At 66.0% G+C, this 19,222-nt stretch carries 17 protein-coding genes; 12 read left to right on the forward strand and 5 right to left on the reverse strand.

Annotated elements, in window-relative coordinates:
- Positions 1–36: 36 nt before the first annotated feature.
- Positions 37–1,311 carry an RNA polymerase sigma factor gene (locus AOP75_RS11900; RefSeq protein WP_062079307.1) on the forward strand — a complete coding sequence of 425 codons (1,275 nt, stop codon included), beginning with the start codon at positions 37–39 and terminating at the stop codon, positions 1,309–1,311.
- A gap of 77 nt (positions 1,312–1,388) precedes the next feature.
- Here the strand turns inward: AOP75_RS11900 and AOP75_RS11905 are convergent, their stop codons facing one another.
- Complete coding sequence (locus AOP75_RS11905) at positions 1,389–2,867, reverse strand: alanine/glycine:cation symporter family protein (protein WP_062079308.1); 1,479 nt, start codon at positions 2,865–2,867, stop codon at positions 1,389–1,391.
- A gap of 114 nt (positions 2,868–2,981) precedes the next feature.
- Between AOP75_RS11905 and AOP75_RS11910 the strand changes: the two genes are divergently transcribed.
- Positions 2,982–3,386 (forward strand): hypothetical protein, encoded by a 405-nt coding sequence (locus AOP75_RS11910; protein ID WP_062079309.1) that lies wholly within the window; start codon positions 2,982–2,984, stop codon positions 3,384–3,386.
- A 1-nt stretch (position 3,387) separates the two neighbouring features.
- On the forward strand, positions 3,388–3,882 hold the full coding sequence (locus AOP75_RS11915; protein ID WP_062079310.1) for a GNAT family N-acetyltransferase: 495 nt from the start codon (positions 3,388–3,390) through the stop codon (positions 3,880–3,882).
- Here the strand turns inward: AOP75_RS11915 and AOP75_RS11920 are convergent.
- On the reverse strand, positions 3,879–4,718 hold the full coding sequence (locus tag AOP75_RS11920) for a TspO-related membrane protein (protein ID WP_174435807.1): 840 nt from the start codon (positions 4,716–4,718) through the stop codon (positions 3,879–3,881). The two genes, AOP75_RS11915 and AOP75_RS11920, sit on opposite strands and share 4 nt — an antisense overlap.
- A 148-nt stretch (positions 4,719–4,866) precedes the next feature.
- Here AOP75_RS11920 and AOP75_RS11925 point away from each other — a divergent pair, with 148 nt between their 5' ends.
- Genes AOP75_RS11925 through AOP75_RS11940 form a run of 4 tightly spaced genes read left to right on the forward strand, consistent with a single transcriptional unit; the run spans position 4,867 to position 11,467 of the window.
- On the forward strand, positions 4,867–6,966 hold the full coding sequence (locus tag AOP75_RS11925; RefSeq protein ID WP_236683172.1) for a DNA gyrase/topoisomerase IV subunit B: 2,100 nt from the start codon (positions 4,867–4,869) through the stop codon (positions 6,964–6,966).
- A 32-nt stretch (positions 6,967–6,998) separates the two neighbouring features.
- The gene (locus AOP75_RS11930; RefSeq protein ID WP_062079311.1) at positions 6,999–7,388 is read left to right on the forward strand and encodes a hypothetical protein; all 390 of its coding nucleotides are present in this window, start codon (positions 6,999–7,001) and stop codon (positions 7,386–7,388) included.
- Positions 7,389–7,426: 38 nt separating this feature from the next.
- On the forward strand, positions 7,427–8,731 hold the full coding sequence (locus AOP75_RS11935) for a threonine/serine exporter family protein (protein WP_161794575.1): 1,305 nt from the start codon (positions 7,427–7,429) through the stop codon (positions 8,729–8,731).
- Between the two features lie 60 nt (positions 8,732–8,791).
- On the forward strand, positions 8,792–11,467 hold the full coding sequence (locus tag AOP75_RS11940) for a phosphoenolpyruvate carboxylase (RefSeq protein ID WP_236683173.1): 2,676 nt from the start codon (positions 8,792–8,794) through the stop codon (positions 11,465–11,467).
- An 86-nt stretch (positions 11,468–11,553) separates the two neighbouring features.
- Here AOP75_RS11940 and AOP75_RS11945 read toward each other — a convergent pair whose 3' ends face one another.
- Positions 11,554–11,967 (reverse strand): GNAT family N-acetyltransferase, encoded by a 414-nt coding sequence (locus AOP75_RS11945; RefSeq protein WP_062079313.1) that lies wholly within the window; start codon positions 11,965–11,967, stop codon positions 11,554–11,556.
- Between the two features lie 12 nt (positions 11,968–11,979).
- Entirely contained in the window at positions 11,980–14,421 is a 2,442-nt protein-coding gene (locus AOP75_RS11950; RefSeq protein ID WP_062079314.1) for a DNA gyrase/topoisomerase IV subunit A, read from the reverse strand.
- 129 nt (positions 14,422–14,550) lie between these two features.
- Between AOP75_RS11950 and AOP75_RS11955 the strand changes: the two genes are divergently transcribed.
- From AOP75_RS11955 to AOP75_RS11965, 3 genes are read left to right on the forward strand one after another with little or no spacing between them, the layout of a single operon-like run.
- Positions 14,551–15,111, forward strand: a complete 561-nt coding sequence (locus AOP75_RS11955; RefSeq protein WP_062079315.1) for a DUF5998 family protein — start codon at positions 14,551–14,553, stop codon at positions 15,109–15,111.
- A gap of 17 nt (positions 15,112–15,128) precedes the next feature.
- Positions 15,129–16,295 carry an alkaline phosphatase family protein gene (locus AOP75_RS11960; protein WP_236683174.1) on the forward strand — a complete coding sequence of 389 codons (1,167 nt, stop codon included), beginning with the start codon at positions 15,129–15,131 and terminating at the stop codon, positions 16,293–16,295.
- Entirely contained in the window at positions 16,292–16,870 is a 579-nt protein-coding gene (locus AOP75_RS11965) for an RBBP9/YdeN family alpha/beta hydrolase (protein WP_062079317.1), read from the forward strand. Before AOP75_RS11960 ends, AOP75_RS11965 begins: the two co-directional genes overlap by 4 nt.
- Here AOP75_RS11965 and sepH read toward each other — a convergent pair.
- Positions 16,867–17,889 carry a septation protein SepH gene (sepH, locus tag AOP75_RS11970; protein WP_083966963.1) on the reverse strand — a complete coding sequence of 341 codons (1,023 nt, stop codon included), beginning with the start codon at positions 17,887–17,889 and terminating at the stop codon, positions 16,867–16,869. The genes AOP75_RS11965 and sepH overlap by 4 nt on opposite strands.
- An 88-nt stretch (positions 17,890–17,977) precedes the next feature.
- On the opposite strand from sepH, the gene AOP75_RS11975 reads away from it, so the two are divergent.
- Together AOP75_RS11975 and AOP75_RS11980 are read left to right on the forward strand one after the other, a co-directional pair.
- Entirely contained in the window at positions 17,978–18,802 is an 825-nt protein-coding gene (locus AOP75_RS11975) for an inositol monophosphatase family protein (RefSeq protein ID WP_062079319.1), read from the forward strand.
- A 114-nt stretch (positions 18,803–18,916) separates the two neighbouring features.
- Entirely contained in the window at positions 18,917–19,216 is a 300-nt protein-coding gene (locus AOP75_RS11980) for a DUF4193 domain-containing protein (RefSeq protein WP_062079320.1), read from the forward strand.
- Positions 19,217–19,222 lie beyond the last annotated feature (6 nt).

Consider the following 19,222-nt stretch of genomic DNA (forward strand, 5'->3'; position numbering starts at 1 on the left):
GGGCTTGGGCGTCCACGTCGACAGACGTGAGTCCAGGTGCCTTGCAATGAGAAGGAGAAGGCCACGACTACCGCAGCCTCGTCCACCCGCAAGACCACTTCAGCGAAGGCCAAGGGCGCCGCCGCGAAGACGCCCGCCGACGAGACCGTCGACGCCGCCGAGTCGGCCGCAGACACGAAGCCCGCCAAGAAGGCGCCAGCGCGTAAGTCAGCGGCCAAGAAGCCCGCCGCCAAGACCGCTCCAAAGAAGGAGACGATCAAGGCCTCGGACGTGCCAGAAGAACGCGAGCTTGAAGAGCCCGCAGAAGAGCCCAAGAAGCCTGCCGCGGAAGATGAGCGTGGCGGCTTTGTTCTTGGCAACGCGGATGACGACGCACCGGTCCAGCAGGTCACGACCGCTGGCGCGACGGCTGACCCCGTCAAGGACTACCTGAAGCAGATCGGCAAGGTTGCCCTGCTGAATGCGGAGCAAGAAGTCGACCTCGCCAAGCGCATCGAGGCAGGCCTGTTTGCCGAAGAGAAGTTGTCCTCCGGCGAGAAGATCGCGCCAAAGATGCGTCGCGAACTGGAGTGGATCGCGAACGACGGCCGGCACGCGAAGAACCACCTCCTTGAGGCGAACTTGCGCCTCGTGGTGTCGCTAGCCAAGCGCTACACAGGCCGCGGCATGCTCTTCCTGGACTTGATCCAGGAAGGCAACCTGGGCCTGATCCGCGCCGTCGAGAAGTTCGACTACACCAAGGGCTACAAGTTCTCGACCTACGCGACGTGGTGGATCCGCCAGGCCATCACGCGCGCCATGGCCGACCAGGCACGCACCATTCGTATCCCGGTCCACATGGTGGAGGTCATCAACAAGCTCGCCCGCGTTCAGCGACAGATGCTCCAGGACCTGGGCCGAGAGCCCACTCCTGAAGAGCTGGCAGAAGAGCTCGACATGACCCCGGAGAAGGTCGTCGAGGTCCAGAAGTACGGCCGCGAGCCCATCTCGCTGCACACTCCTCTGGGCGAGGACGGCGACAGCGAGTTCGGTGACCTCATCGAGGACTCCGAGGCCGTGGTGCCCGCAGACGCCGTCGGTTTCACCCTGCTGCAGGAAGAGCTCACCAAGGTCATGGACACGCTGTCCGAGCGCGAGGCGGGCGTGGTTGGCATGCGCTTTGGCCTCACGGACGGTCAGCCCAAGACTCTTGACGAGATTGGACGCGTGTTTGGCGTGACCCGTGAGCGCATCCGTCAGATCGAGTCCAAGACGATGTCGAAGCTGCGGCACCCGTCGCGCTCGCAGGTCTTGCGCGACTACCTGGACTAACCGCCCCAGCATTCACAGGCCGGAACCCGGCGCCACGAGCGTCGCGGTTCCGGCCTTTGCTATTTCCGAGCGCCGCGCTAGCCGTCTGAGTGCGTGGGCGGCGGCACATCCTGTGGAGGCCGCCCTGTGACGCTCTGCTCGTCCTCCCACACGCTGATCCCTTGGGTGCTTGGCAATGTCGCACGCGTGAACACTGGATCGCGGCCTGCAGCCAGTTGCGCTTTGTAGTCCTTCAGCATCGTGACGACCAGCGGCAGCAAGATCGCGAGGACCGGCAGATTGATGAGCGCGAGAATGCCCAGCGCGCCGTCTGACAGGGTCCACACGACTCCTGCGGATGCGGTGCAGCCCACAAAGACGCAGACGACAACGCCGATGCGGTACGCGGTCATCACCCGCGGCCGCGACGTGATGTAGGCGACGTTGGACTCGCCGTAGTAGTAGCTACCCAAGATGGTCGAGAACGCCAACAGGAAGACGATGAGCGACAGCACGTACCCCGCCCATTCGCCGAGCGTACTGACGACGGCCTGTTCTGTGAGGGTGATGCCCTCGGGCGCGTCAGAGAGGTCGGGCTCTGACACCAACACGATGAATGCGGTGATGGAGCAGACGACGAAGGTGTCGAAGTAGACCCCGAGGGTCTGGACCAGGCCTTGCTTGACCGGGTGCGTGGTCGCCGCTGACGCCGCAGCGTTGGGAGCCGTACCGAGCCCCGCTTCATTCGAGAACATCCCGCGTTGGACTCCCACAACGATCACCGACCCGACTGCGCCCCCTGCGACGGCCTGGCCCGTGAAGGCGTCGTCGACGATCAAGGCAATGACAGGGATGATCTGGTCGGCGTGACTTCCCACGACGAGGACACCGAGCACCAAATAGAGGATCGCCATGCTCGGCACTAGCGAGCTCGTGAACTTCGCGATGCGTCGCACGCCACCAAACACGACGAGCCCGGTAGCAATCGCCAGGAGTGCCCCCACGAGGGGCGGCACGAGGGAGTCCTGAGACGTTCCAGTGCTGGCGGTGACCGTCTCAGCAATCGTGTAGGCCTGCAGGGAGTTGACGATGAAGGGGATGGCGACAATGAGCACGGACGCATAGACAATCCCTAGCCATCGCGCTCCTACGCCTTTCTCGATGTAGAAAGCGGGGCCACCGCGAAAGCCGTCGCGCTCTCGCCTCTTAAAGAGTTGAGCGAGGGTCGCCTCGGCAAAACTCGTCGCGCCATTGATGAGCGCCATTGCCCACATCCAGAACACCGCGCCGGGTCCGCCGACAGCAATCGCAGTCCCCACACCAGCGATGTTGCCGATTCCGACTCGGGAGGCCGCCGACAACGTAAAGGCTTGGAAAGCAGAGAGCGATTGTGGCTTGCCAGCACGGTCGAGCGGTGTGGCATCCGTGAGGGTGCGGAACATGCGCGGCAGGAGTGAGATCTGCACTACGCCGGTGCGCGCGGTGAAGTACAGCCCGAGGAGGAGGATCACCGGGGCAGTGATCCACGTCCACAGGCCGTCGACGGCGGCAGCGACCCACTGGTCCAAGGCACTCATGGTGGTGCCAGGCTAGTGGCCCGCGCGCAGGCGTGCGCCGCGAACTGACTGTGCGCCGGGATACGCGGGCGCGGGTGTGGCACTGCCGAGGCGCGCACGACTCACGATACGATCATGTGCGTCACCATCAGGGAGGACCTGTTTTCCATGGACTACGTGCGCTATGCGCTGCTGATTGCTCACTTCATTGGCCTCGCCGCGATTCTTGGGCCGTTCCTGGATCAATGGCGCGCCGATGTGAAGCGCGTGACCCAAACGATGGTGTGGGGTGCTCGCGCCCAGCTGCTGACGGGTCTCCTTCTGGTGGGCGTCGCAGAAATGAACGACTACGACGTCGATCACGGCAAGATCGCGGTCAAACTCCTCGTCGCGATTGCGGTCGCGGGAGCTGCCGAGGTAGGTGCGAAGCGCACCAAGGCGCTGTCTGGCGAGGCACCCGCGGGCACGGTCACGACCCTGTGGTGGTTGGTGGGCGCGTTGACGGTGGTGAACGTCATCGTCGCCGTCGTGTGGCGCTGACGTGGCTGCTGTCAGGCTCGCTACCTCCGCTGACGCTGCGGAGATCGTGCACCTTGGTGCGCTTATGTATAAGGCCGTCGGCTCCAAGCCCACTCCAACGTGGGCTGTCGATGCCACCCAACTCGTGCGCGACCGCCTAGGCCGGGACCTCATCGGGATGGTCATTGATGCTCCCGAAGGCGGGCTTGCCTGCTGCGCACTCGTCAATGTCGCCCCGCGCTTGCCCAAGCCCGGCGCGATGGCCCACCAGATGGGCTACATCCAGTGGGTCTCGACCGCACCTCAGCACCAGCGCAAGGGATACGCGCGCGCGGTCATGGCGGCGCTGCTGCAGGAAACGGATAAGCGGGGAATCGAGGTCGTCGAGTTGCACGCGACGCCGATGGCGCGCCCCTTGTATCAGGACCTTGGCTTCTACGTGAAGCAGGACAACATTGCGATGCTGACTGTGCGCGGACGGCCCGACATGCCGATTCCCGACGGCGAGGGTCTTTAATCCACGCGCTCGGCCGGATCCGCCTCAGGTGCGGGAGAGGCGACGCGCCTCGCGGGGTCGAAGTCGATCGCGGCAAACGGCGCGGCGAAGCTCACGACTGCCGCTAGGCCTGCCGCCCACATCATCCCCAGGGACTCAGGGCTGTCGGTTGCGCGGCCCACGGCGATCCACGCCAGGCCCCACGCCATGGCCAGCCCCATACCAATCGCGAGCCCCGGGCGCTCCCGCAAGTAGCGAGCAGCGATGATGGCAATCACTCCAAGAGCGCCGGCTGCGATCGCCGTCCACGGCATTCCCGCATCGGCCGTGGCATCGGTGCTGCCAACGGCGAGCGCCGCGAGGTTGGCGGCCGTTGCCACGGTGCTCCACCCGAGGTACAGACCCAGCGTCACGTCCGTGGCGGCCACATCAAGGCCGTTGTGCGCGGGCGTGGCCACCAACGTGATGGCTACCTTCGCGAGCACGAGCACGAGCGAGGCAAGAACGAGGGGCGACAGCCACAAGAGATCCGCCTGGACGACGCCAATCCACACCGCGTTGAGCAGCATTGATGCGAGCACCCACCACGAGATTGCGCGGTATCTGGGCACGTCGGCACGGCTGGGCAGCGCCTGCACCACGGCGAAGAGCGCGAGACCGGCGGAGATCACGCTCCAAATCGCGAACGCGGTGCTCGCGGGAGCCAACAACGTGGCATCAGCCGCGAGGGCGCCGTCGGCGGCCTCCTCGATCGGCGTGCCTCCAAACGCTCCGGAACCCCAGGCGGCGCCGGCAATCGCGACGGCGGCGCCGACGGCAACGACGATCTGTCGGGTGGTATCAGCTACAGCAGGCATGTGCGTTCCTCTCGTCAGTCACCAGGGGAAACGATCCCGGCCGCGGTTCATATTCCGGGCGGCGGGTCAGGACGGCCGATGCCCGCGTGCGAGTCGCTGTCGGTGTGCCTGGCGTGGCGTGTCACAGCGGGGACCTATCCTTGTCGCCGTGGCTGCCTCTGATTACTCTGCACGACACCTATCCGTCCTCGAGGGCCTCGAGGCGGTGCGCAAGCGTCCTGGCATGTACATCGGTACGACCGATTCTCGGGGCTTGATGCACTGCCTGTGGGAAGTCATCGACAACTCGGTCGATGAAGCGCTGGGCGGGCACGGCGACGCCATCGACATCATCTTGCATCCCGATGACTCCGTCGAAGTGCGCGATAGCGGTCGTGGCATTCCTGTCGACATCGAGCCCAAGACCGGCCTGTCCGGCGTCGAAGTCGTCATGACCAAACTGCACGCTGGTGGAAAGTTCGGCGGCAGCTCGTATGCAGCATCGGGCGGTCTCCACGGAGTCGGTGCATCGGTGGTCAATGCACTGAGCGAGCGCCTGGACGTGTGGGTCGATCGCGGAGGAAAGACCCATCACATGGCCTTCCGCCGCGGTGAACCAGGCAACTGGGACGACCCCGAGACCGGACCCAGCCCCCAGGCAGCGTTCAGCCCTTTCCACACAGGTTCCGAACTCGCGGTCGTGGGCAAGGTGGCCAAGGCTCGCACAGGTACCAGGATCCGCTATTGGGCCGACCGTCAGATCTTTAACAAGAATGCTCGCTTCACCTTCGAGGATCTGATCACCCGCGCGCGCCAGACCGCGTTCCTTGTGCCGGGGCTCACCCTCACGGTGCGTGATGAGCGCAACCCCCTTGAGCCCTCCGAGGAGTCCTTCAGGTACGACGGCGGTCCGCGCGACTTCGTGGAGTTCATCGCGAAGGACGCCGGTGTGACGGACACCTGGGAGTTGAAGGGCACGGGGCAGTATTCAGAGACCGTTCCGGTGTTGAAGGCCGACGGGACACTGGTGTCCGAGGAAGTCGACCGTGAATGCCAGGTCGATGTCGCGCTGCGATGGGGCGTGGGCTACGAGTCCGAGGTGCGCTCGTTCGTCAACATCATCTCGACCCCCAAGGGTGGTACCCACCAGGCCGGATTTGAGGCCGGACTGACCAAGGTGATTCGCAAGGTCATCGAGACCAATGCGCGCCGCTTGAAACTCACCGGTAAGGATGGCGCCGAACGCATCGAGAAGGACGACATCATGGCGGGCCTGACCGCCGTGGTGACCGTGCGCATCGCTGAGCCGCAGTTCGAGGGACAGACAAAGGAAGTCCTAGGCACGACCCCGGTGCGAGGCATCGTGGCGAAGGTCGTCGAAAAGGAACTGCACGCCATCTTGACGTCGAGCAAGCGCGACGACAAGGCACAGGCGAACACCGTCCTAGAGAAAATCGTCGCTGAGATGCGCGCACGCGTCGCGGCGCGCAAGCAAAAGGAGATTTCGCGCCGCAAGAACGCGCTGGAGACGTCCTCGTTGCCTGCCAAACTTGCCGACTGCCGTTCCAATGACGTCGAGCGTTCGGAGCTCTTCATCGTCGAGGGTGACTCCGCCCTCGGTACAGCGAAATTGGCGCGCCAGAGCGACTTCCAGGCGTTGCTGCCTATCCGAGGCAAGATCCTTAACGTGCAGAAGGCCTCCGTCACGGACATGCTGCACAACGCCGAGTGCGCGTCCATCATCCAGGTCATCGGTGCAGGGTCGGGGCGCACCTTCGACCTCGAGCAGGCGCGCTACGGGAAGATCATCCTGATGACGGACGCCGACGTTGATGGTGCGCACATTCGCACCCTCCTGCTGACGCTGTTCTTCCGCTACATGCGCCCCATGATTGACGCGGGCCGGGTCTATGCGGCCGTGCCCCCATTGCACCGTATTGAGGTCAAGGGCTCCGCGCGGCGCGAGAAGGAGTACATCTACACGTACTCCGAGAAGGAGCTCGTCGACAACCTGCGGGACCTGCGTCGAGCAGGTCGCAAGTACAACGAGGACATCCAGCGCTACAAAGGCCTGGGTGAGATGGACGCGGACCAGTTGGCGGAGACGACGATGGATCCAGCACACCGCACCCTGCGACGCATCACGGCCGACCACGCCGAGGCCGCCGAGCGCGTGTTTGAACTCCTGATGGGTAACGAGGTGGCGCCGCGTCGCGACTTCATTGTGGCGGGCGCGCAAAAGCTCGACATGGCTCAGATCGACGCCTAGCCAGGAGGCAGGGCGCGTGTCAGGCTAGGGCTATGAACGGTCCTATGCACCTCGCACGCAACGCAGGCCTTCCCACGATGGGCGTGTCGCCTTCGGGACCACGCCAAATGTCGGGAGCCGATGTTGACGCGATCTGCGCATGCGACGACCTGGAGGCCTTGGCCGAGCTCAAGGCGTATGCGCGCTCGTACTTCGCCGCGAGTGGACTGATCGTGATCAGCGTCGGAAGCGCCGCCGTGGCCGCCCTCGCCGGGAAGAGGCCGGTGGCCATGGGTGCGCTGGCAGTCGGAGTCGTAGCCGGGCTGGGCGTGATCGAGGCGCGCCGCCGGGCGCGCGAGTGGGAGGCCGTCGTGGATGCGCGTCTGCTCGCGCTGGCGCAGCCGGCAACCGACTCGCGCCCACCGCGGACCCGGGACTCTTGACCGGGGCCTGAGCCAGCGACACTGCCACAATGGTGCCCGTGAGTGACAGCCAGGAGCCCATCGACGAGACCCGCGTGAGGTCGGTTCACGAGAGCGAAGAGTCCCTCGAGCCGGTGTCGCTCATCGAACAATCCCGTGCGACGCTGCGGACGGGACAGTTGATGCTAGCCGCGGGTACCGCCAGTTACCGGGTGAAGCAGGCCATGCGTGCCGTCGCCGTATCGCTTGGAGTCGACGAACACACGAACCACGTGGCGATGACCGACATCGCCGCGACGTCGCACCGGGGACGGATCTTTCGCACAGAGGTCATCGAGAACCGGTCATTCGCCGTCAACACGGACCGACTGTGGCACCTGGACCGCCTGCGGCGCACCCTGCCCGAGCGGACCACCCCCGCGGAAGTCCACCGTGCGCTCGACGAGATCGAATCCCGCGGGGCGCTGCATCCCGGCTGGATGAACTCGGGAGTCGCCGGTCTTGCGTGCGCGGCCTTCGCGGTCCTCAACGGTGCGCTGGCGTGGGAGGTCGCGATCGTCTTTTTGGCGGCCTCCATGGGGCAGTGGGTGCGGCGCACCCTGGCTCACCGGCACTTCAACGCCTTCGGGACCACGGTCGTGGCGGCCGCGGTCAGCACGCTGTTGTACGTGGGCGGCATCAACCTCATCGCGCTTAGCGGCCCCGACCTCGGCACGCATGCAGCGGGGTACATCTCCTCCGTGCTGTTTTTGCTGCCTGGCTTTGCTCTCATCACAGGCGCGCTCGACATGGCCAAGTTGGACCTTCAGTCAGGGATCCAGCGCATTGCGTACGGCACCATGATTGTGCTCGCAGCCGGTGTGTCCGTGTGGATCGTGTCCCTGGCGAGCCCTGTCGACACCATTCCCCGGGCCGACGCCGCCACTGGAATCGCCGAACTCGCCCTGTGGGCCGCGCCCTCATTTCTGGGGGTGTTGGGCTTCTCGCTGATGTTTAACAGTCCCTGGAGGATGGCGCTCACCGCGGCGGTCATTGGGGGACTAGCCAATACTGGGCGCCTGGCCGCGATGGATGCCGGGATGGAGACGCAGCTGGCCACCGCCATCGCATGCGTCGGAGTTGGCGTCCTCGCCGCAGCCGCGGCCAGGGGCGGACGGTTCCCGGTCATCACCCTCTCGGTGCCCGCGGTTCTGGTGATGATTCCTGGCGTCGCCGCGCATGAGGCGCTGGTGGCGCTCAACGGCGGTGACTACACCGGCGCCATGGCCGGGATCCTAGAAGTGACCCTGATTGTCCTGTCGATCATGGTGGGCCTCGTCGTCGCAAAACTGGTGACAGATAAAGAGTGGTCCTTCGCTAGGTAAAGAAAAGGTTTTGCGCTTTCAATTTCCACGTATGGCATCACTGCCGCTACCCTCGTGTCCGTGACTATCGACGAGAACCTCAGCTCCCCGGCCGAGCGCTCCCTCGCGCGCCACGACGTTCCTGACCCCTTGCGTGATGACGTCCGCCTCCTTGGCGGACTCCTCGGGCGAGTGATCGAGGAGTCAGGAGGCGCCGACCTCCTGCATGACGTTGAGCGCCTGCGCGAACTCGCGATCCGGGCCCACGACGAGACTGGCACCGAGGCGAAGGAAGCGATGGCGGAGGCAGAAAGCCTCGTCGAGAGCTTCAGCCTTGACCGGGCCGAGCAGGTGGCGCGCGCGTTTACGTGCTACTTCCACCTCGCGAACCTAGCCGAGGAGTCGCACCGTGTGCGCGTCCTGCGGCAACGCCAAGCCGCGACTCTTACCGATGACGACTCGCTGTCGGCGGCGTTCGCACAGCTGACAGAAGAGGTAGGACACGACGAGGCGTTGCGTCGCGTGCAGGCACTGGAGTTCCGTCCGGTGCTCACCGCTCACCCCACGGAGGCCCGCCGGCGTGCAGTCTCGGGTGCGATCAAGCGCATCTCCACGTTGTTGGCGACCCGTGATCAGGCGCACGCGGGGGGAACCTCGCAGGCCGAGAACGACCGCGCTCTCCTCGCGGAGATCGACGCGTTGTGGCGCACGGCTCTGATCCGGGCTTCGAAGCCCACCGTGATCGACGAGGTGAAGTCGGCGTTGGCCGTCTTTGAGTCGACGATGTTCACCACCTTCCCGCAGGTTTACCGCCGGCTCGACGACTTCTTGCTTGGAGACGACGCGGGCCGCGCCGCACCCCTGGCTCGCCCGTTCGTGTCGCTCGGTTCGTGGATTGGTGGCGACCGGGATGGCAACCCGAACGTGACCGCGGAGGTCACGCGGGCCGCCGCCGCACTGGCTGCGGACACTGCGCTGCACGCGCTCGAGCAGGCCGCTTACACGGTGGCGCGCAGTCTCACTCTCGATGAGCGCTCCACTCCGCCGTCACAGGCATTGCTCGCCCTGCGCCAGAGCCAGGCCCAGCTGGACTCGGCCGCTTCGCATGCGGCGGACTCGGAGTCCCCGCGCGAGCCGCACCGTGCCGCATTGATGTTCATCGCCACCAGGATCGCGGCCACGCAGGCTCGCAATGCCGACCTCCAGTACGCGCAGCCCGGTGACCTTGAAGCTGACCTTCAGGTCATTCAGGAGTCTCTGACGGAGGCGGGCGCGCCGCGCACGGCGTTTGGTGAACTCCAGCAGTTCATCTGGCAGGTCCAGACCTTTGGTTTCCACCTTGCCGAGCTTGAGGTGCGACAGCACTCGCAGGTCCACGCAGCCGCGTTGGAGGACATCCGCGCCAACGGCATCCATGGCGACCTCGAAGAGCGGACCGTGGAGGTCCTCGACACGTTCCGTGCAGTGGGCGCGGTACAAAAGCGCTACGGCGTGCGAGCCGCGCGGCGCTACATCGTGTCGTTCACGCAGGCACCCGAGCACCTCTCCGCGGTTTACGAACTCGCCGAGTACGCGTTCGGCGAGCAGGATGCACCAGTAATCGATGCGATTCCGCTGTTCGAGACCTTCGACGACTTGGAGAACTCGGTCCCGATTCTGGAGACCATGCTCGCGCTGCCCCAGGTGCAAAAGCGCCTGGGCGAGAACGGCCGTCGCGTTGAGGTCATGCTGGGCTATTCCGACTCATCCAAGGACGTCGGACCTGTCGCCGCGACTCTCGCGCTTCACGCAGCCCAAGAACGCATCGCGCAGTGGGCCGAGCGCCACGACATCGCCCTGACGCTCTTCCACGGTCGTGGCGGCGCGCTCGGACGCGGGGGCGGTCCTGCGAACCGGGCGGTCATGGCGCAGCCAGCCGGCTCTGTCGAGGGCCGGTTTAAGCTCACGGAGCAAGGTGAGGTCATTCTTGCTCGCTATGGCGATCCCGTGATCGCGCAGCGCCACATCGAGGAGGTGGCCGCCGCGACGCTGCTGCAGTCATCGCCGAGCGTAGAGAAGCGCAACACGACGGCCACTGAGGCCTTCTCTGGGCTTGCATCCCGCCTCGATGAGACGTCGCGTGCGCGTTTCCACTCGCTGGTGAAGGCCGAGGGCTTCCCACAGTGGTTTGCCCAGGTGACCCCGCTTGAAGAACTGGGCATGTTGCAGATCGGTTCACGTCCGGCTAAGCGCGGCCTGTCGGTGAACTCCCTCGACGACCTGCGGGCGATCCCGTGGGTCTTCGCGTGGAGCCAGGCTCGGATCAACCTGGCCGGCTGGTACGGCTTGGGAACTGCTCTGGCGGAGTACGGGGACCTGGAGGAACTGCGTCGCGCCTACCGCGAGTGGCCGTTGTTCGCGACCCTGCTGGACAACATCGAGATGTCGCTCGCGAAGACGGATGAGAACCTTGCCGCGCGCTACCTGGCGCTGGGCGACCGCGACGACCTCGCGGACATGGTTCTCGATGAAATGCGCCTGACCCGCGAGTGGGTGCTGAAGATCACCGAGAGTGAGTGGCCACTGTCGAAGCGGCGTGTGCTCGGGCGCGCGGTGCAGTTGCGTGCGCCATACGTGGACGCATTGTCGTTGATCCAGGTGAGGGCCTTAGCGGCTCTGCGCGACACGTCACAAGAGCAGGCAGACGTTGACGCGATCCGTCAGGTGCTGCTCTTGACAGTGTCCGGAGTGTCCGCAGGGCTGCAGAACACCGGTTGATCCTGTACGTCAACGACGAAGGCCTCGTACCGCGGACCCGCGCGGCACGAGGCCTTCGTCGTTGGCGGTGCCCGCGCGCGGGGATGCTAGCCCAGCGGCGTGCCGGGAGACAGTTCCCACCCGCGCTCGATCCGTTCGTAACCGAGCCTCGGGTAGTACTCCGAGGCCGCGGGAGAAGCGGCCAGCTTGATGCGGCACGCCGGACCGAGGTGGGCGCGCAACTCGCGTTGAAGGGCCAACCCAATGCCGCTGCGGTGCCTATGCTGGTCCACTGCTAGATCCGCCAGATAGCAGGTGAGATGAAAATCCGTGACGGCGCGCGCTGCGCCCACGAGCACCTCGCCGTCACGGGCTTCGACGACGAGGTTGGATCCCGCAAGGGCCGCCGCGATCAGGTCAGGCTGATCCACCGGCCGCCGCAGGGCCAGGGTCGAGCGCTGAAGCAGGCCGAGGTATTCCTCGGGGTCAATCTGCTCGACGCGGGCGACGCTGACTGCCACGGCGCCGTGCCCCTATCCGATGCCGGAGATGGGCGTCGACAGGGTAGTGCCGGAGCCGTCGCGACGCCCGTAGTCCTGCGGAAGGTCGACGTGCTGGCCGGCACCCGAGGACGCCCGCGCCGGTCCAGGACCAATCCATGCGTGAATGAGCACGTCTTCACCCTTGAGGAACCTGTGGGCACGGACGCCACCGGTGGCGCGGCCCTTCGACGGGTACTCCTCAAAGGGAGTGACCTTCGCGGCGCCAGGGATCGTGCCAGGTAGCGCGGTCGAGGAGCCAGCGATCGTCACTACGACCGCGTTCTGCGCATCGGCAACTACGCCAAAGAAGATGGCCTGGACGCCGTCTGGCAACTTGATGCCCGCCACGCCGCCGCCCGTGCGGCCTTGGGGGCGTGCCGAACTCTGGTTCGCCTCAAAGTGCAGCAGTGCCGCTTGATCGGAGACGAACGCCAGTTGCTGTCCGTCGCTGGCGAGCGCCGCGCCCACCACGCGGTCGCCATCCTTGAGGGAGATGACCTCCCAGGCGTCTTTGTTTGGCGCTGGCTCGGGCTTGACACGCTTGACGACACCCTGCGCCGTTCCGAGCGCCAGGGGAGTGTCGGCGTCCAGCGGCACCAGCGTGACGGGGACCTCGTCCCTCTCCAGCGTGACGAGCTCGCTGAGCGGGCTTCCACCGCTGAGCGACGGCGGTTCGCTGGTGGGAGCGAGTGATGGAACGTCGAGCAGCGAGAGCCGCACGATCCTTCCCGCGGATGTCACCACGCCGACGTCCGCGCGCGTGGAGGTGGCGACGCATGCGGCGAGCACGTCGTGCGCACTACGGCGCCCCTCGCGCGCAGGGATCTCGTTGTCGGCGGTCCGCGCCACGAGCCCCGTCGTCGACAGCATCGCGTAGCAGGGAGTGTCTTCGATCTCGAGGGACGGAGCGGCCTTGCGGCCGGCGCCAGAGGCTACGGTCGCTGCGGATGTGACGGCACCTGCGTCTGCCAGCAGGATCGTGCGGCGCGGTGTGCCGTGCGCGGCCGCGACCTCGTCCATTTCTTGACCGACGACAGCGCGCAGCGCGCGATCGGAACCGAGAATCTCTTCAAGCTCCGCGATCTCGGCCAACAGCTGGGACTTCTCGTTCTCGAGCTCCAGGCGCGAGAACTTGGTGAGACGGCGCAGACGTAGCTCGAGGATGTAGTCGGCCTGAATCTCCGACAGTTCGAAGGCCGTCATTAGGCGCTCACGTGCTTCCGAGGCGTCCTCGGAGGCACGGATGATCTGAATGACGTCGTCGATGTCAAGGATCGCGATGAGGAGGCCCTCGACCAGGTGCAGGCGGTCGCGGCGGGCATCGAGGCGGAACTGGCTGCGGCGGCGCGTGACGTCGAGACGGTGCTCCACCCACACACTGAGCATTTCCTTGAGCCCAAGGGTGCGCGGCTGCCCATTGACCAGGGCCACATTGTTGATCGAGAAGTTCTCCTCAAGCGGGGTGACCTTGAAGAGACGCTCGAGGACGGCGTCGGGGTTGAACCCGTTCTTGACCTCGATCACCAGCTTCAGGCCGTTGTGCCGGTCGGTGAGGTCCGTGACCGCAGTGATGCCCTCCAGCTTCTTTGCCGAGACCGCGTCCTTGATCTTTTCGATGACCTTCTCAGGCCCCACGAGGTACGGCAGTTCCGTCACGACAATCCCTTGGCGCCGCGGCGTGACCTTCTCGATGCGGGTCACGGCGCGGGTGACGAACTTGCCACGGCCTGTCTCATAGGCCTCGCGCACGCCGTCGAGGCCGACGATCTTGCCTCCGCCAGGCAGGTCGGGGCCGGGAACAAAGCGCATGAGGTCGTCGAGCTCGGCACGCGGGTTATCCAGGAGGTGCCGAGCCGCGGACACGACTTCAATGAGGTTATGCGGCGCCATGTTGGTGGCCATGCCGACCGCGATGCCGGATGCCCCGTTCACCAGGAGGTTGGGGAACGCCGCGGGGAGCACCTCGGGCTGCTGCAACTTGTTGTCGTAGTTGGCGACCGTGTCGACGACGTTCTCATTGAGGTCGGCAATCATGGCCATCGCGGCTGGTGCCAGGCGAGCCTCGGTGTAGCGCGATGCCGCAGGGCCGTCGTCGAGGGATCCAAAGTTGCCGTGCCCGTCGACAAGCGTGAGCCGCAGGGAGAATGGCTGCGCCATGCGGACCAACGCGTCGTAGATGGCGCTGTCGCCGTGCGGGTGGTACTTACCCATGACCTCGCCTACGACGCGAGACGACTTCACGTGCGCGCGCTCCGGGCGCAATCCCATGTCGCCCATGGAGTACACGATTCTGCGTTGCACTGGCTTGAGTCCGTCGCGGGCGTCGGGAAGCGCACGCGAGTAGATAACCGAGTAGGCGTACTCCAGGAAGGAGGTCTCCATCTCGGAGCTGACGTCGATGTCGATGATCTGTCCATCGGGCGCGTCGGCCATGGAACTCCTCGGTGGGGGATCGTCGGATACGGATTGCACTGCGGGCTATTGTGCCTGGCGCCGCCGACACCATGGGGCTGCCACGCGGCGCGGGTGGCTACCCCACCCGCGAAGTGGAACAATACCCGCATGCCTCAGACACTCGATCAAGCCGTGGCAGTTGCCGGCTATTACCCTGCGCTTTCGAACTCGGTTCTTCGCCAGGCGATCGGAGACGAGCGGGTCGACGCCCACTTTGTGCACGCGGAGACGACCTTTGACGACCGCGAAGTGCGCCGGCACCTGACTGTGCTCGTGTTGACGCCCACCCGCCTCCTGCGTATGCACATCGATGACGGCGCTGGCCACTCGACCGAAGGCACCCACGAGGCCTCCGCGACAATCGAGACCGCGCTGCTTCGCTCCGTGACGAACCTCGCGATGACCCACGTCATCCATCACCCGGAGCACTTCAAGGATGGCGACGCGCCTAGTGAGCTCGTCTTGGCCGTCGGCTGGGGCGTCCACTCGCGGGTCGAGCTAGAGCCCGCCAGCTGTGGCGATGCTAATTGCGAGGCTGATCACGGGTACACGGGCGGCATCACCGGCGACGACACGCTTGTCCGGGTCAGTGCGATCGCCGACGGTGACGACACCGTGCGTGCGCTCAGCGACTTCGCCCAGGCCGTGCAGCGGGCGATTCAGCGCTAGCCACGCGCATCCCGACCGTGACCTTCGCCGACCGCCTCGCGCATGCAGGATTGCGCCTGCCCGACTACGGAGGGCGTGAACTGGGCGCCGTGCTTCCGGCCGCCTTGGATGCGGTGGGCGCTGGCGCAGCGGTCACCGGGAGGGATGCCACGGCCGACCGGCAACGCTTAGGGATTCCGCAGGCACGCCACGTCGTCGTCGTACTGATCGACGGCCTTGGGCACCACCTTCTTGCCGCGCGGCGCGGACACGCGCCTTTTTTGCGCTCGATCGAATCTGGCGTGATCACCACCGGGTACCCCTCGACCACGGCATCGGCCCTCACCCAGTTCGGCACCGGGCAACCGTCCGGACGGACGGGCATGACGGGCTACAGCGTGCGCAACCCCCGGACCGGCGCTCTCGCCAACTTGGTGTCCTGGGAGGGAGCCTTCGAGCCGCATGAGTGGCAAACGCAGCCAGGGTTGTTGCGGCAGGCGGCCGATGCCGGGGTGACGGTGACGACGCTCGGCAAGCGTCGCTTCGCGGGTTCAGGGCTCACGAAGGCGGCGCTGAGCGGTGGCACGTTCGTGGGGGCGGAGTCCCTCGCTGAGCGCATCGACGTGGCGTTGCAGGCCGCGCGGGCACCTGGGGTGTCGTACTGCTACTGGGGGGAGATCGATGCCGCCGGCCACAAGCATGGCTGGCAATCAGATCAGTGGGTCGCCGCGCTCGAAGATGCCGACCGCGAGCTCAGTGGCCTCGCGCGGCGGCTGCCCAAAGGCGCCGCAATGGTCGTCACCGCAGACCACGGCATGGTCGACGTCACCGGCGGTCGCGTGTGGGACGTCGGCGCGCACGCGGGATTGCGTCAGGACGTCGATCTCGTCGCTGGCGAGCCGCGAGCGCTCCATCTGCACCTGGCTCAAGGAGCGGATGCGGTGCAGACGGCCACACGGTGGCAGGACATCTTGGGTACCCTCGCCGCGGTCGGCACCCGCGCGGAGGCGAAGGACGTGGGGCTCTTTGGGGCGTTGGACGATGCGGTGGCTGACCGTGTGGGCGACGTCGTGGTGGCGATGGGGGACAACGCCACCGTCGTGGATTCACGTACCCAGTCTGTGCAGTCTCGCAGCCTCATCGGGGTACATGGCTCGCTGACCAAGCGCGAACGAGACATCCCGCTGTTGGTGGCCACCGCATGACCGGTCCGGACACCATGAGCGACGCGGTGCTGAGCGTGCCGCTCGTTGTGGTGCCAGGCTGGGGCGGTTCCGGACCACTCCACTGGCAAACGCTGTGGCAGGGTGCCCACCCGCGCGCTACCCGCTTTGAACCCGCGAGTGTCGACGACCCCGATCCCCACGACTGGCTCGAGGCGCTCGGGCGCGCGGTTGACGCGCAAGAGGAACCACCACTCATCGTGGCGCACTCACTTGGGACACTCACCACAGCGACGTGGATGAACGACCACCCCGGGCAAGCCAGAGGTGCCTTGCTCGTCGCGCCCCCAGACGTGAGCCGGGAGGGCGCACCTGCAGCGGTGCGCCAGTTCTCTGGGTTGACCGCACGCGCGCTGGCGCAGCCGGCCCGCGTCGTGGCGAGCACCAACGACCCGTACGGGAGTGTCGAGTTCGCCGGAGCATTCGCGCAGCGCCTGGGTGCGCCGCTCACGACCGTCGGTGAGGCCGGCCACATCAACGCCGACTCAGGGCTGGGCCGCTGGGCCTACGGGCTTAGGCTCCTCGACGACCTCGCATGCGCCGCAGGTGCGCGCTAGTCGTTCTTTGCTCCGAAGACGATCTCGTCCCAACTTGGGACGGATGACCGGCCGCGACGGGGCTTCTTAGGCTCCGACGCCGCGTCAGCTTCTGCTGTCGAGGGCGCCGAGGGAGGCTCAGGGGCACTCGCAGAGGAGGACGGGTGCGCCGCTGAGGGGGCATTGAAACCGACCTCCGCTTCGCGCTGTCGCTTCACCGCCGGCCCAAAGCCCTCGAAGGCGCCCTCGTCATCGTCGTCCTCGTCGATGTCCTCGAGATCAACGGTGTCGCGGGTACCGCGGCGCGTTTCGAGATCGTTAAGCAGCAGTTCGGTCTGGTTCGGCTCCGCAGTAGCCGGGGCCGCGTCCGGTGCCGGCGTTGGCTGAGCAGGTCGCACGGCCTCGAGCGGGCGCGCAGGGTCTGCCTCCCGCACGGCACTGAGGTGCCGCTTGGGGATCGGAACGTCGAGCAATTCTGTCTCGGTCAGCCAGCGCGCCTCGTCGTCGAGCGCGGTGATGACGCGCGCCGTGTGATCGAACGACCACTGGGCGCGGACGTTGCGGCCGTTCACGCGGTAGTCGACCGCGACCAACCACGGTTCTTCAGGCTCGCGCCAGGCATCCCAGACAACGGATTCGGCGTCAGCGCCACGACCAGCCAGTCGGTCGGTCACGAGTTCGCCCAACTGGGGTGAATCCGCGTCCCGGCCAATCCGGGTGCTCTGGGCGAGGGCGGAAACGTACGATCGCTCCGCAAGCACCGGTGCCTCGTAGCGCTGCAATGCTTCCACCGGTTGACCCGTGAGTTCCGACAGTTCCGCGGCATTGAGGCCTCCGCGAATGCGCTGTTGAATCTCCCGAGGGCTCATGGTGGGGGCGGAATCGCCCGGCGCATCGTCGGCATGGACGCGCGGGCGGACGGTCGCAGCCGCACGGCGCAACGCATCGTTCAGTTCGAGCTCGTACTCGGTGCCGTCGTCGTCGGCGACGATCAGGTGCTCGCCATCGTCGGCCGGTCGCACAAGTGTCAGTCGCATCATGACCTCAGATTGCCACGCTCACACGCCAATACGCGGCACGCCACGCGGCGCGTGTGGACAGGCTTCCGCGTGCGGGCACGATGGAGGCATGATCGCGCCATCCACGCTCCTGGACACCGCCCGTGCGCTCGCCACGGAAGCGGGTCAGCTCATACGCGACGGTCGCCACGGTGCCCATATCGAGGGAACTAAATCGTCCAGCGTCGACATCGTGACGCAGATGGATACGGCCTCCGAGCGTCTACTGCGGGAGCGACTCGCCCAGTGGCGCCCTGGCGATGCCGTGCACGGGGAGGAGGGCGAGGACAGCAGCGGGAACTCTGGCGTGACGTGGGTCGTGGACCCCATCGACGGCACCGTGAACTACTTGTACGGAATCCCGCACTTTGGGGTGTCCGTTGCCGCAGTGACCGGGGTGCCAACGCCGGGATCATGGCGGCTTGAAGCCGGCGCGGTGTTCGACGCCCAAGGCCGCCTGTGGTCTGCGGCGCGAGGCGAGGGCGCGTGGTGCGATGGCGTGCCGCTGGGCGCGCAAGAAGGACCCGACCTGGCGCACACGCTGCTGGCCACTGGTTTCCAGTACCAACCACACCGTCGGCGCGTGCAAGGGGAGATCGTCGCTCGCATGCTGCCCCAGGTTCGCGACATCAGGCGGCTCGGTTCTGCGGCGATCGACCTGTGCCACGCCGCTGCTGGTCTGGTGGACGCCTACTACGAGCATGGCCTCCACGCCTGGGACTTCGCGGCAGGGGAACTCATCGCCACTGAGGCCGGCCTACGCGTGGCAGGGATCGACGGCGGACCGGCTGACGAGCGCCTCCTGATTGCGGCATCTCCAGGTCGTTGGAATGATGTGCGCGACGCGCTCGTTAAGGCTGGTGCAGACACGACTTGGGCACGCGCCGACGCTTAGAGTCGCGCCCTCGCGTTTTTTGGGGCACAATGCCTGCGCTCGTGGGAACACTTTTTGGCTCACACGAACATTGATGTAGTCGCACGGTGTACACGTGAAGGGAACAACCGCCTGATGGCAACTGACTACGACGCACCTCGCAAGACCGATGACGAGATCTCGGCTGACTCGATCGAGGAGCTCAAGGCCCGACGCAACGACAAAGCGTCTGGAGTGGTGGACGAGGATGAGACCGAGGCCGCGGAAGGCTTCGAGCTGCCCGGCGCCGACCTCTCAGGTGAAGAACTGTCCGTGCGGGTGCTGCCCGCACAGCAGGACGAGTTCACCTGCATGTCGTGCTTCCTGGTTCACCACCGCAGCCAGCTCGCGCAGCTGCGGGGCGACCAGCCCATTTGCTCCGAGTGCGCGGCCTAAACCAAG

This window comes from Demequina globuliformis, assembly GCF_000975155.1.
GTDB classification, from domain to species: Bacteria; Actinomycetota; Actinomycetes; order Actinomycetales; family Demequinaceae; genus Demequina; species Demequina globuliformis.

Bases quoted from the DNA above. Each gene is read 5' to 3' on its own strand.
- AOP75_RS11980 (WP_062079320.1), top strand. From the start codon at position 18,917: ATGGCAACTGACTACGACGCACCTCGCAAGACCGATGACGAGATCTCG.
- AOP75_RS11930 (WP_062079311.1), top strand. From the start codon at position 6,999: ATGAACGGTCCTATGCACCTCGCACGCAACGCAGGCCTTCCCACGATG.
- AOP75_RS11920 (WP_174435807.1), bottom strand. From the start codon at position 4,718: ATGCCTGCTGTAGCTGATACCACCCGACAGATCGTCGTTGCCGTCGGC.
- AOP75_RS11910 (WP_062079309.1), top strand. From the start codon at position 2,982: ATGTGCGTCACCATCAGGGAGGACCTGTTTTCCATGGACTACGTGCGC.
- AOP75_RS11905 (WP_062079308.1), bottom strand. From the start codon at position 2,867: ATGAGTGCCTTGGACCAGTGGGTCGCTGCCGCCGTCGACGGCCTGTGG.
- AOP75_RS11950 (WP_062079314.1), bottom strand. From the start codon at position 14,421: ATGGCCGACGCGCCCGATGGACAGATCATCGACATCGACGTCAGCTCC.
- AOP75_RS11975 (WP_062079319.1), top strand. From the start codon at position 17,978: ATGATCGCGCCATCCACGCTCCTGGACACCGCCCGTGCGCTCGCCACG.
- sepH (WP_083966963.1), bottom strand. From the start codon at position 17,889: ATGATGCGACTGACACTTGTGCGACCGGCCGACGATGGCGAGCACCTG.
- AOP75_RS11965 (WP_062079317.1), top strand. From the start codon at position 16,292: ATGACCGGTCCGGACACCATGAGCGACGCGGTGCTGAGCGTGCCGCTC.
- AOP75_RS11955 (WP_062079315.1), top strand. From the start codon at position 14,551: ATGCCTCAGACACTCGATCAAGCCGTGGCAGTTGCCGGCTATTACCCT.